Source organism: Delftia sp. DT-2 (assembly GCF_028401915.1).
Classification (GTDB): domain Bacteria; phylum Pseudomonadota; class Gammaproteobacteria; order Burkholderiales; family Burkholderiaceae_C; genus Comamonas; species Comamonas tsuruhatensis.
This window is the reverse complement of the sequence record NZ_JAQOTI010000009.1, coordinates 190429-203248: the sequence shown is the minus strand read 5'-3', so window position 1 is coordinate 203248 and position 12820 is coordinate 190429. Positions and strand designations below refer to the sequence as shown.

The following is a 12820-nucleotide window of genomic DNA, read 5'->3' as shown; positions in this document are numbered from 1 at the left end:
ATTTTGCGTAAATTGCGAAACATGACAACACCCACCGGAACCGCCGAGTTGCATGAACTGGTATTGCCCGCGCTGGCCAACCACCACGGCACGCTGTTCGCGGGCCAGGGCCTGCAGCTCATGGCCAAGGCGGCCTTTCTCGCTGCGCGCAGCCTGGCACAGCGCGAGGTCGTGATGGCCGCCGTCACCGGCGTGGACTTCCTGGCACCCGTGCCCGTGGGCCACGAGATCGTCCTGCGCGGCTGGGTCAGCCGCGTGGGGCGCAGCTCCATGACGGTCTGCGTCACCGCGTCGGCCCATGCTCCGGGCATTGCCTGCGAGGACGTGCTCAAGGGCCTGTTCGAGATGGTGGCTGTCGACCACAACGGCCTTCCTGCGGCCATTGCCCATTCCTATCTGAACCAGGAGACCCTTCCATGAGTACCACGACCATCGACGCGCCATCTGCGTCAACAGCACCATCTGCGTCCGCATTCAAGCCCAAGAAATCCGTCGCGCTGTCGGGCGTGACCGCCGGCAACACCGCGCTGTGCACCGTGGGCCGCTCGGGCAACGACCTGCACTATCGCGGCTACGACATCCTGGACATTGCCGAGGTCTGCGAGTTCGAGGAAATCGCCCATCTGCTGGTGCACGGCAAGCTGCCCACGCGCCCCGAACTGCAGGCCTACAAGACCAAATTGCAGGCGCTGCGCGGCCTGCCGGCCAGCGTCAGGCAGGCGTTGGAGCAGCTGCCTGCCGGCGCCCATCCGATGGACGTGATGCGCACCGGCGTCTCGGCCCTGGGCTGCGTGCTGCCCGAAAAGGACGACCACAACCTGGCGGGTGCCCGCGACATTGCCGACCGGCTCATGGCCAGCCTGGGCTCCATGCTGCTGTACTGGTACCACTGGAGCAATTCGGGCCGGCGCATCGAGGTGGAGACCGACGACGACTCCATCGGCGGCCACTTCCTGCACCTGCTGCACGGCCACCGGCCGTCCGAAGGCTGGGTGCGCGCCATGCACACCTCGCTCAACCTCTATGCAGAGCATGAGTTCAACGCCTCCACCTTCACGGCGCGCGTGATCGCGGGCACGGGCAGCGATATGTATTCCTCCATCGCGGGCGCCATCGGCGCGCTGCGCGGGCCCAAGCATGGCGGCGCCAACGAGGTGGCCTTCGAGATCCAGAAGCGCTACGACACGCCCGACGAGGCCGAGGCCGACATCCGCCGCCGCGTCGATGCCAAGGAAGTGGTGATCGGCTTCGGCCACCCGGTCTACACCGTCAGCGACCCGCGCAACGTGGTCATCAAGGGCGTGGCCAAGCGCCTGTCCGACGAGGCCGGAACCACCCGCATGTACGACATTGCCGACCGGCTGGAATCGGTGATGTGGGAGGTCAAGAAGATGTTCCCCAACCTGGACTGGTTCAGCGCCGTCAGCTACCACATGATGGGCGTGCCCACGGCCATGTTCACGCCGCTGTTCGTGATCGCGCGCACCAGCGGCTGGGCCGCGCACGTGATCGAGCAGCGCCAGGACAACAAGATCATCCGCCCCAGCGCCAACTACACGGGGCCGGATGACCAGAAGTTCGTGCCCCTCGATGCGCGCGCCTGAGCCGCCGCTGTCCTGAACCTGGCGGGCGGGCTGCAGGCCTGCCCGCATTGCATCCGCCCCATGAACCACACCCACAAGAAACCCCTGCCCGGCACCACGGTGCACTACATCGATGCCCGCGCCGCCGTCGATGCGCTTTCGCCCGGCGCCTGGGCACGCCTGCCCTACACCGCCCGCGTCCATGCCGAGAACCTCGTGCGCCGCGCCGATCCCGCGCAGCTGCACGGCTACCTGCTGCAGCTCATCGAGCGCCGGCGTGACATCGACTTTCCCTGGTACCCCGTGCGCGTGGTCTGCCATGACATCCTGGGCCAGACCGCCCTGGTGGACCTGGCCGGCCTGCGCGACGCCATCGCGGCCGAAGGCGGCGACCCGGCCCAGGTCAACCCCGTCGTGCCCGTGCAGCTCATCGTGGACCACTCGCTGGCCGTGGAGTGCGGCGGCTTCGATCCCGATGCCTTCGTGAAGAACCGCGCCATCGAGGACCGCCGCAACGAGGACCGCTTCCACTTCATCGAGTGGACAAAAAAAGCCTTTGCCAACGTGGATGTGATCCCTGCAGGGAACGGGATCATGCACCAGATCAATCTGGAGAAGATGTCCCCCGTGGTGACAGTGCAGGATGGCCTGGCCTTCCCGGACACCTGTGTCGGCACCGACTCGCACACGCCCCATGTCGATGCCCTGGGCGTGATCGCCGTGGGCGTGGGCGGCCTTGAGGCCGAGAACGTCATGCTGGGCCGCGCCTCCTGGATGCGCATGCCCGAGATCGTGGGCGTGCGCCTCACGGGCCGGCGCCAGGACGGCATCACCGCCACCGACATCGTGCTGACCCTGACCGAATTCCTGCGCCAGCAAAAAGTCGTCGGCGCCTATGTGGAATTCTTTGGCGAGGGCGCCGACAGTCTGAGCATCGGCGACCGCGCCACCATCTCCAACATGTGCCCCGAATACGGCGCCACGGCGGCCATGTTCTCCATTGACGACCAGACCCTGGCCTACCTGCGCCTGACCGGCCGCGACGAGGCCCAGGTGCGCTTGGTCGAGGCCTATGCGCGCACCGCAGGTTTCTGGAGCGACAGCCTGGCCGATGCCCAGTACGACCGCGTGCTGCAGTTCGACCTGTCCTCCGTGGTGCGCAACATGGCCGGCCCCTCGAATCCGCACCGGCGCCTGCCCACCTCGGCCCTGGCCGAGCGCGGCATTGCCGATGCGGCAAAACTGCAGGCCGCCCGCGCCCAGGAGCGCCAGGGCCTGATGCCCGATGGGGCCGTCATCATCGCGGCCATCACCAGCTGCACCAACACCAGCAACCCGCGCAATGTCATCGCCGCGGCGCTGCTGGCGCGCAATGCCAATCGCCTGGGTCTCACGCGCAAGCCCTGGGTCAAGTCCTCGCTGGCGCCGGGCTCCAAGGCCGTGGAGCTGTACCTGAAGGAGGCCGGGCTGCTCACCGAGCTGCAGCAGCTGGGCTTTGGCATCGTCGCCTTTGCCTGCACCACCTGCAACGGCATGAGCGGCGCGCTGGACCCCAGGATCCAGCAGGAAATCGTCGAGCGCGACCTCTACGCCACGGCCGTGCTCTCGGGCAACCGCAACTTCGACGGGCGCATCCATCCGTATGCCAAACAGGCCTTCCTGGCCTCGCCGCCGCTGGTCGTGGCCTATGCGCTGGCGGGCACCATCCGCTTCGACATCGAGCAGGACGTGCTGGGCGTGGTGGAAGGCCGCGAGATCCGCCTCAAGGACCTGTGGCCCGCCGACGAGGAGATCGACGCCATCGTTGCCCAGGCCGTGCGCCCCGAGCAATTCCGCGCCGTCTACGAACCCATGTTCGCCATCCGCAAGGACGATGGAGACCGGGCCCGGCCACAGTACGACTGGCGCCCCCAGTCCACCTACATCCGCCGCCCGCCCTACTGGGATACCGAAGGCGTGGGCGCGCTGGCGGCCTTCCCGCGCACGCTGCGCAACATGCGGCCGCTGGCCCTGCTGCCCGACAACATCACTACCGACCACCTGTCGCCCTCCAACGCCATCCTGGCCGACAGCGCGGCGGGCGAATACCTGGCGCGCATGGGCCTGCCCGAGGAAGACTTCAACTCCTACGCCACCCACCGCGGCGATCACCTGACGGCCATGCGGGCCACCTTCGCCAACCCGCAGCTGGTCAACGAAATGGCCGTCATCGACGGCGTGCAGCACAAGGGCTCGCTGGCGCGCATCGAGCCCGAAGGCCGCGTGGTGCGCATGTGGGAGGCCATGGAAACCTACCTGAACCGCCGCCAGCCGCTGATCATCATCGCGGGCGCCGACTACGGCCAGGGCAGCTCGCGCGACTGGGCGGCCAAGGGAGTGCGGCTGGCCGGAGTCGAGGCGGTGGTGGCCGAAGGCTTCGAGCGCATCCACCGCACCAACCTCATCGGCATGGGCGTGCTGCCGATGCAGTTCCTGCCGGGCACCGACCGCAAGACCCTGGCCCTGGACGGCACGGAGGTCTATGGCGTGGAAGGCGAGCGCACGCCGGGCACCCAACTCACGCTGGTGGTCGAGCGCAGAAACGGCCAGACGCTGCGCGTGCCCGTGACCTGCCGGCTGGACACGGCCGAGGAGGTATCGGTCTACGAGGCGGGCGGCGTGCTGCAGCGGTTTGCGCAGGACTTCCTGGCGCAGGCTCAGGCAGCCTGAGCAGGGAGCGTGCCAGCGGCCAGCGGCTGGCGCGCCAGCTCGATGAAGGCCTGCAGATAGTCGGTCTGCAGGTCCGCCACGCGCGCGCCCAGGAAGATCTGCTTGGCAATGCCCTGGGCGCCCAGGCGCACGGGCACCACGTCCAGCTTGCCCGCGTACTCCTGCACCAGCCAGCGCGGCAGGGCCGCCACGCCCCGGCCGCTGGCCACCATCTGCATCATGATGTCCGTGGTCTCTATGGCCTTCTGGCGGCGCGGCGTGATGCCTGCCGGCATGAGGAACTGGTTGTAGATGTCCAGCCGGTCCATGGGAACGGGATAGGTGATCAGCACCTCGGGCGCGAGCTGGGCGGCCTCCACGAAATCGGCCCCTGCCAGCGCATGCGCGCTGGAGACCACCAGCACCTGCTCGTAGTCGAACACGGGCACGAACTCCAGGCCCGCCTTGAACAGCGGATCGGGCGTGACCAGCAGGTCGATCTCGTAGCCGAACAGCGCGCCGATGCCGCCGAACTGGAATTTCTGCTTCACATCCACATCCACATCGGGCCAGCTCGCCAGATAGGGCGCGACGATCTTGAGCAGCCACTGGTAGCAGGGATGGCACTCCATGCCGATGCGCAGCGCGCCGCGCTCGCCCTGGGCGAACTGGCGCAGCCGCTCCTCGGCCAGGTCCAGCTGGGGCAGCACGCGCTGGGCCACGGCCAGCAGGTACTGGCCGGCCTGCGTCAGGCGCAGGCTGCGGCCTTCGCGCAGCCAGATGTCCGTGCCCAGCTGCTGCTCCAGCTTCTTCATGCTGTGGCTCAGCGCCGACTGCGTCACGCACAGCACGCCGGCCGCCGCCGTCAGCGAGCCCTGTTTTTCGACTTCACGGACGATGGCGAGGTGGGTGCGTTCGAGCATTTTGGTGAGAAAAATTCATGGATTTGTGAGCTAAAAAAATTCTAGTTCATTGATGTGAATCCATTCCATGGCTGCCTTCATCGATTGAAAGCAGTGCATGACCATCATTCATCACCTCGGTTTTCCCCATCGGCGCCCGGCGCGCTACGCAGCCGGTGCGCCGGGCTGCAGGGCGCCGTGCAGGAAGGCCTGCTCCATCACGGCCGCCACGCTGGCCCGCGCAACACGGCCGCGCCGCTCCGCATCCAGCAGCCCCACGACCATGGACAGCCACAGCTCGGTCATGGCCGCAGCCGTGATGTCGATGCGGAACACGCCGGCCTGCTGGCCGCGCAGGAAAAAGGCATCCATGGCCGCCACCCATTCGCTCTCTATCTGGCCGACCACCGAGATGTCGGAGCGCCAGAAATACATCAGGAACAGCAGCAGCGTCTGGTGGTCCTGGCAGTGGGCGGTGAGGCGGCGCAGCGCCTCCAGCGGCGCGTGGCGCTCCAGCTCGGCCGCGTGCATGGCGCGCGACAGGGTGTCGGCCGCATGCCCTATGAGCCGGTCGATGAGCTGGTCGCGCGTGGGGCAGAAGCGGTAGAGCGTGGCCTTGCTGATGCCGATGGCGCGTGCCAGCTCCTGCAGATTGGCCTTGGGATCGTCCAGCAGCGCCAGTGCCAGTGCGCCCAGCAGCTTGCCTTCGTCCTCTTGCTTGGTGCTCGTCATCGCTTGTCATGCCTCCTTGGAAAGTGCATGGATTTTATCTGTTGATGTTTTAAAGCATCAAATGAATCGATGTTGACTCATTTGATTCGGATGTGTACCATCGCGGCCTTTGTATCGAACTCAATCAGGTTGTGAACATGAGCATGCGTCTGAACAAGCGACGTGGCCTGCCGCTGGCGGCCCTGGTGCTGGCCGCCCTGGCCGTCCTGGCAGCGGGCTGCGGCCGCAACGAGGCTCCGGCCGCAGCGGGTGATGCGCTGCCCGTGGTGCAGGCCGTCACCGTGCAGCCCGCGCCGCTGGCCCTGTCCAGCGAGCTGCCGGGCCGTATCGAGCCCGTGCGCGTGGCCGAGGTGCGTGCGCGGGTGGCCGGCATCGTGCTGCGCCGCCATTTCGAGGAAGGCGCCGACGTCCGGGCCGGCCAGGTGCTGTTCCAGATCGACCCGGCGCCCCTGCGCGCCGCCCTGTCCCGCGCCCAGGGCCAGCTGGCCAGCGCCGAGGCGGCCCTGCTCGATGCGCGTGCCGTGGTCGGCCGCAACGCGCCGCTGGTGGCGCAGGAGGCGGTCAGCCGCCAGGACTTCGAGGCCATGCAGGCCCGCCTGCAGGCGGCCCAGGCCGCGCGGCAGTCCGCCCAGGCCGAGGTGCAGGCGGCCGCCCTGAACCTGGAATACGCCACGGTCAGGGCGCCTATCGCGGGCCGCATCGGCCGTGCGCTGGTCACCGAGGGCGCCCTGGTGGGCCAGGGCGAGGCCACGCCCATGGCGCTGGTCCAGCAGCTCGACCCGGTCTATGCCGACTTCCAGCAGCCCGTGGCCGAAGCCCAGCGCCTGCGCGCGGCCCTGGCCGAGGGCCGCCTGGCACAGACGGCGGGCAAGGACGGCACGCCGGTCTCCCTGAAGGTGGACGGCACGGGCCTGCAGCGCACGGGGCAACTGCTGTTCTCGGATGTGACGGTGGACCGCGGCACCGGCCAGATGTCGCTGCGCGGGCGCTTCGACAACCGCGACGGCATGCTGCTGCCCGGCATGTATGTGCGCGTGACCGTGGGCCAGGGCGTGGACCCTGCCGCCATCCTGGTGCCGCAGCGGGCCGTGCGGCGCAGCACCGACGGGCAGGCCCACGTGCTGGTGGTGGACGGCCAGGACACGCTGCAGATGCGCCCCGTGCAGACCGCGGCCATGCATGGCGCGCAGTGGCAGATCAGCGCAGGCCTGAAGGGCGGCGAGCGCGTGGTGGTGGGCCGCATGGCAGGCCTGCAGCCCGGGGCGCGGGTTCAGGTCACGGCCCTTTCCGATGCCGCGGCCTCCCCTACGGCGGGGCTGTCCGGCACCTTCAGCGCCTCCGGCAGCTCCGCCACGTCCAGCGACTGAGCCGGCGCGTGCCCAAGGAATAGACCATGTCCAAGTTCTTCATCAACCGCCCCAACTTCGCCTGGGTGGTGGCCATCTTCATCATGCTCGCCGGGCTGCTGGCCATACCGGCACTGCCCGTCTCCCAGTTTCCCAACGTGGCGCCGCCGCAGATCTCGATCACCGCCAACTATCCGGGGGCCTCCGCCACCACGGTGATGGAGTCGGTGACCAGCGTCATCGAGGAGGAGCTGAACGGCACCAAGGGGCTGCTGTACTTCGACTCCTCCAGCGGCTCCACGGGCATGGCCGAGATCACGGCCACCTTCGCCCCGGGCACCGAGCCCGCGCTGGCGCAGGTGGAGGTGCAAAACCGCATCAAGAAGGCCGAGGCGCGCCTGCCCGCGTCCGTGATGCAGATGGGCCTGCAGGTCGAGCAGGCCAGCGCCAACTTCCTGATGATCTACTCGCTGACCTACAAGGACGGCAGCGGCAGCAACAGCGAGGTGGCCCTGTCCGACTACGCCGTGCGCAACATCAGCAACGAGATCCGCCGCGTGCCCGGCGTGGGCAAGGTGCAGTTCTTCGCGGCCGATGTGGCCATGCGCGTCTGGGTCGATCCGAACAAGCTGCTGGGCTACGGCCTGTCGGTGGCGGACGTGAACGCGGCCATCGCCGCCCAGAACGCGCAGGTGCCGGCCGGCAGCTTTGGCGCCTCGCCCGCAGGGCCCGGCCAGGAGCTGAGCGCCACCATTGCCGTCAAGGGCACGCTGGCCTCGCCCGAGGAGTTCGGCCAGATCGTGCTGCGTGCCAGGGCCGATGGCTCGGCCGTGCGCCTGGCCGATGTGGCGCGGCTGGAGGTCGGCCAGCTGGACTACAGCTTTTCCTCGCGCGAGGACGGCCGCCAGGGCGTGGCCGCCGCCGTGCAGCTGGCGCCCGGGGCCAACGCCATGCAGACCGCCAAGGCCGTCAAGGCGCGCCTGGCCGAGCTGTCGCAGAACTTCCCCGCCGGCATCCAGTACGCCGTGCCCTATGACACCTCGCGCTTCGTGGAAGTGGCCATCGGCAAGGTCATCCAGACCCTGGTGGAGGCCGTGGCGCTGGTGTTCCTGGTGATGTGGCTGTTCCTGCAGAACCTGCGCTACACGCTGATCCCCACCATCGTCGTGCCGGTATGCCTGGCCGGCACCCTGGGCGTGATGTATGCGCTGGGCTTCTCGGTGAACATGATGACCATGTTCGGCATGGTGCTGGCCATCGGCATCCTGGTGGACGACGCCATCGTGGTGGTGGAGAACGTGGAGCGCCTCATGGCCGAGGAGGGTCTGTCGCCGCTGGCGGCCACGGTCAAGGCCATGCACCAGGTCTCGGGCGCCATCGTCGGCATCACCCTGGTGCTGGTGGCCGTGTTCCTGCCGCTGGCCTTCATGAGCGGATCGGTGGGTGTGATCTACCGGCAGTTCTCGCTGTCGCTGGCCGTGTCCATCCTGTTCTCGGGCCTGCTGGCGCTGACCTTCACGCCCGCGCTGTGCGCCACGCTGCTCAGGCCCGTTGCCAAGGGCCATCACGCCGAGCGCAAGGGCTTCTTCGGCTGGTTCAACCGCCGCTTCGCGGCGCTGACCGAGCGCTTCGACCTGCTCAACCAGCGGCTGGTGCGCCGCGCCGGGCGCTGCATGCTGGTGTATGCCGCCATCGTGGCCGGGCTGGGCGTGGCGTACACGCGCATGCCCGAATCCTTCGTGCCCTACGAGGACATGGGCTACTACATCGTCGGCGTGCAGCTGCCGCCGGGCGCCACCACGGAGCGCACCAAGGCCATGGTCAAGGACATGGAGGACTATGTTCAGAGCCGCCCCGCCACGGCCCAGGCCGAGTTCCTGATGGGCTACAGCTTCTCGGGCATGGGGCAGAACGCGGCCCTGGCCTTCGTCACGCTCAAGGACTGGTCGGTGCGCGGCGCCGGGCAGGCATCGTGGGACGAGGTGCAGGCCTTCAACCAGCGCTTTGCCAGCCTGTCCGACGGCACCGTCATGGCCGTGGACCCGCCGCCCATCGACGGCCTGGGCAACTCCGGCGGCTTTGCGCTGCGCCTGCAGGACCGCGCCAGCCTGGGCCGCGAGGCGCTGATCGCCGCGCGCGACCAACTGCTGGCCAAGGCCAATGCCTCGCCCATCATTGCCTACGCCATGATGGAAAACCTGGAGGATGCGCCCCAGCTGCGGCTGGACATCGACCGGCGCAAGGCGCAGGCCCAGGGCGTGGATTTCAGCGCCATCAACACGGCCCTGTCCACCGCCTACGGCTCGGCCGTGATCAACGAGTTCCCCAACGCGGGCCGCCTGCAGCGCGTGGTGGTGCAGGCCGATGCCCAGGCCCGCGCGCGGCCCGAGGACATCCTGCGCCTGCACGTGCCCAACGCCGGCGGGCAGCAGGTGCCGCTGTCGGCCTTTGCCACGGTGCGCTGGGAAAGCGGGCCGGTGCAGATCTCGCGCTACAACGGCTATCCGGCCTTCCGCATCTCGGGCGACGCCAGGCCTGGCCACACCACGGGCGAGGCCATGGCCGAGCTGGAACGCATCATGGCCGAGATGCCGCGCGGCATAGGCTACGAGTGGACGGCCCTGTCCTTCCAGGAGAAAGCCGCCGGTGCCCAGGCGCCCAAGCTGTTCGCGCTGGCCATCGTGGTGGTGTTCCTGCTGCTGGTGGCCCTGTACGAGAGCTGGAGCATTCCCGCCGCCGTGATGCTGATCGTGCCCATCGGCGCGCTGGGATCGGTGCTGGCCACCTCGGCCGTGGGCCTGTCCAACGACGTGTACTTCAAGGTGGGCCTGATCACCATCATCGGCCTGGCGGCCAAGAACGCCATCCTGATCGTGGAGTTCGCCAGGGACCTGCATGCCCAGGGGCACAGCCTGGCGCAGGCCGCGCTGCAGGCGGCGCGGCTGCGCTTTCGGCCCATCGTCATGACCTCGCTGGCCTTCATCCTGGGCGTGGTGCCGCTGGCGCTGGCCTCGGGCGCGGGCGCCTCCAGCCAGGCCGCCATCGGCTTTGGCGTGATCGGCGGCATGCTGTCGGCCACGCTGCTGGGGGTGGTCTTCGTTCCCGTCTTCTTCGTCTGGGTGCTGTCCCTGTTCCGGCGCAAGGCGCCGGCCGGCACCCCGCCTGCCCTGCAGGCCCCGGCAACCCCCATCGAGTAAGCGCCATGTCCATGCACTTCTTCCCACGCGCCCTGTGTGCGCTGGCCGCCAGCCTGGTGCTGGCGGGCTGCTCCCTCGCCCCGGTCCACCAGCGTCCGCAGGCGCCCATTCCCACGCAATGGCCGCAGCAGGATGCCGCGCCCGTGCTGTCCTCGTCGGCGGCCACGCTGGACTGGAACAGCTTCATCGCCGACCGCCAGCTGCGCCAGCTGGTGGACCTGGCCCAGGCCCACAACCGCGACCTGCGCCAGACCCTGCTCAACGTGGAGGCGGCACGCGCCCTGTACCAGGTGCAGCGCGCCGACCGCCTGCCGGGCGTGGGCCTGCAGGGCGGCGGCACGCGCCAGCGCCTGCCGGGCGACATGAATGCCACGGGCCAGCCGCAGGTGCAGGGCAGCTGGCAGGCCGGCCTGGGGCTGGCCGCCTTCGAACTGGACCTGTTCGGCCGTGTGCGCAACCTGTCCGAAGCCGCCCTGGGCGAGTACCTGGCCACCGAAGAGGCCGCGCGCGCCGCCCGCATCAGCCTGGGTGCCGAAGTGGTGCAGGCCTACCTGTCCCGCGACGGGGCCCTGCGCCGGCTGCAACTGGCGCAGCGCACGCTGCAAAGCCGTGAATCCTCGCTGCGCCTGACCGCGCAGCGGCGCCAGGCGGGCACGGCCACGGCCCTGGACCACCAGGACGCCCTGGGCCTGGCCGCCCAGGCCCGCGCCGACGTGGAGCGCAGCGAACGCGAGCTGCGCCAGGCCGGCAACGCCCTGCTGCTGCTGACGGGCGTGGAGGATCTGGGGCCGTACCTGTCCGCACAGTCCGCAGGGTCTGCACAGCCGGCAAAGTCGTCCGACGTACCCCTGCTGCTGCAGGACCTGTCGGCCGGCACGCCTTCCGAACTGCTCATCCACCGGCCCGACATCCAGGCGGCCGAGCACCGGCTGCGCGCCCGCAGCGCGGACATTGGTGCGGCGCGCGCGGCCTTCTTCCCGCGCATCTCGCTCACCGGCTTCCTGGGATCGTCCAGCGCCGATCTGTCCGACCTGTTCCGCTCGGGCCAGCGCGCCTGGTCGTTCACTCCCCAGGTCACGCTGCCCCTCTTCGACGGGGGGCGCAACCGCGCCAACCTCGACCTGGCCGTGCTGCGCAAGGACATGGCCGTGGCAGCCTACGAGCAGGCCATCCAGACCGCCTTCCGCGAAGTGGCCGACGCCCTGGCCGCCACCGACACGCTGCGCCGCGAGGAAGCCGCGCGCCTGGCGCTGCGCGACAGCAGCCGCGAAAGCCTGCGGCTGGCGCAGGCCCGTTACCAGGCGGGGGTGGACGACCATCTGCGCTACCTGGACGCACAGCGCAACGCCTTCGCCAATGAAAGTGCCTACATCGATACCGTGACCCAGCGGCAGTTGGCGCTGGCCCAGCTGTTCCGCGTGCTGGGCGGCAGCTGGACGGCGCCGCCGCCTCACAGCGCCCCGAACACCTCCGGCAAGGCCGCATCGCGCGGCATGCCGCCATAGCTCTTGGTGCCGCCCTGGCTGTCGATCACCACGATGCCCGGCGTGCCACGGAAGCCCAGGGACATCATCAGCTTGCGGTGGGCCTCCAGCGCCTTGCGCACGTCGGGGCTGACGCTGAAGGCGGGCGCTATGCCGCCCTGGGCGGACTTCTTCTCGTGCTCCATCAGTGCGGCCGCGCGGTCCGGGGCCTGCAGGATGGCGGCGGCCTTGGCCGGGCTGTCGTCCCGGATCACGCCCACCAGGATGTGACGCAGCTGCACCTTGCCTGCGTCCACCCAGGGGCGTGCGGCCTCCCAGAACTTGTGGCAGTACTTGCAGTTGGGGTCGGTGAAGGTATAGATCACGCGCGGCGCATCGGCCTTGCCGTCGGGCACCCAGTTGGAGGCCTCCAGCTGCGCCTGCACGGTGTCGCCCGCCGGCTTGGCGGCCTGGGCCTTGGCCTGGGGCGCCTGGGCCGTGGCAGGACCTTCTGCGGCGCTTGCCCGTCCTGCTGCCAGAAAGAGGCTGGCAGCCATGCCTGCAAAAAGGACGGTGCGTTGAAGATGCATGGGAACTCCTTGGAACGGTTGGATGAATGAGGGTGCGGCGCTGCGCGGCAAGCGTGCAACGCCTGGTGCTGCGGCAACAGCGGCGGACGGTGTGAGTCGGAGTGCATCCGACGCGTTCCATCGGTCCAGGAAATCGCTTGCGGCAATCTCGCACACGACGGCCGACCGACCACGCGCCGCTGTCGCTGCGTTGCAGCCCATGGGCTTCGCACGCCGCCGATTGTCATTGACACCCTTGCAGATGCTGCGCATCGGTGCTGGGCAGTCGTCATTGCAGACAGCCAGGGCGAGCGGGGCAGGGTGGGGGAGGGCTTGCGCC

9 protein-coding genes are annotated in these 12820 nt (G+C 69.0%); 6 read left to right on the top strand and 3 right to left on the bottom strand.

Going from position 1 to position 12820, the window contains the following annotated elements; translation table 11 throughout:
- Window positions 1-21: 21 nt before the first annotated feature.
- From PO605_RS17980 to acnD, 3 genes are read left to right on the top strand one after another with little or no spacing between them, the layout of a single operon-like run.
- Entirely contained in the window at window positions 22-420 is a 399-nt protein-coding gene (locus PO605_RS17980) for an acyl-CoA thioesterase (protein ID WP_047475048.1), read from the top strand.
- On the top strand, window positions 417-1604 hold the full coding sequence (prpC, locus tag PO605_RS17975; protein WP_016448407.1) for a bifunctional 2-methylcitrate synthase/citrate synthase: 1188 nt from the start codon (window positions 417-419) through the stop codon (window positions 1602-1604). Before PO605_RS17980 ends, prpC begins: the two co-directional genes overlap by 4 nt.
- A 60-nt stretch (window positions 1605-1664) precedes the next feature.
- Window positions 1665-4292: a Fe/S-dependent 2-methylisocitrate dehydratase AcnD gene (acnD, locus tag PO605_RS17970; protein ID WP_272206710.1), complete on the top strand. Its 2628-nt coding sequence runs from the start codon at window positions 1665-1667 to the stop codon at window positions 4290-4292.
- Here acnD and PO605_RS17965 read toward each other — a convergent pair.
- Together PO605_RS17965 and PO605_RS17960 are read right to left on the bottom strand one after the other, a co-directional pair.
- Window positions 4280-5194: a LysR family transcriptional regulator gene (locus tag PO605_RS17965; protein ID WP_047475050.1), complete on the bottom strand. Its 915-nt coding sequence runs from the start codon at window positions 5192-5194 to the stop codon at window positions 4280-4282. The two genes, acnD and PO605_RS17965, sit on opposite strands and share 13 nt — an antisense overlap.
- 144 nt (window positions 5195-5338) lie before the next feature.
- Complete coding sequence (locus tag PO605_RS17960; RefSeq protein WP_017407101.1) at window positions 5339-5905, bottom strand: TetR/AcrR family transcriptional regulator; 567 nt, start codon at window positions 5903-5905, stop codon at window positions 5339-5341.
- Between the two features lie 137 nt (window positions 5906-6042).
- On the opposite strand from PO605_RS17960, the gene PO605_RS17955 reads away from it, so the two are divergent.
- From PO605_RS17955 to PO605_RS17945, 3 genes are read left to right on the top strand one after another with little or no spacing between them, the layout of a single operon-like run.
- Complete coding sequence (locus PO605_RS17955) at window positions 6043-7272, top strand: efflux RND transporter periplasmic adaptor subunit (protein ID WP_272206709.1); 1230 nt, start codon at window positions 6043-6045, stop codon at window positions 7270-7272.
- Between the two features lie 26 nt (window positions 7273-7298).
- Window positions 7299-10448 carry a multidrug efflux RND transporter permease subunit gene (locus PO605_RS17950; protein ID WP_272206708.1) on the top strand — a complete coding sequence of 1050 codons (3150 nt, stop codon included), beginning with the start codon at window positions 7299-7301 and terminating at the stop codon, window positions 10446-10448.
- A gap of 5 nt (window positions 10449-10453) precedes the next feature.
- A complete protein-coding gene (locus tag PO605_RS17945) occupies window positions 10454-11953 on the top strand; it encodes an efflux transporter outer membrane subunit (protein ID WP_272206707.1) in 1500 nt (499 codons plus the stop codon).
- On the opposite strand, the gene dsbG is transcribed toward PO605_RS17945, so the two are convergent.
- A complete protein-coding gene (dsbG, locus tag PO605_RS17940; RefSeq protein ID WP_047472029.1) occupies window positions 11899-12501 on the bottom strand; it encodes a thiol:disulfide interchange protein DsbG in 603 nt (200 codons plus the stop codon). The two genes, PO605_RS17945 and dsbG, sit on opposite strands and share 55 nt — an antisense overlap.
- Window positions 12502-12820: the final 319 nt, after the last annotated feature.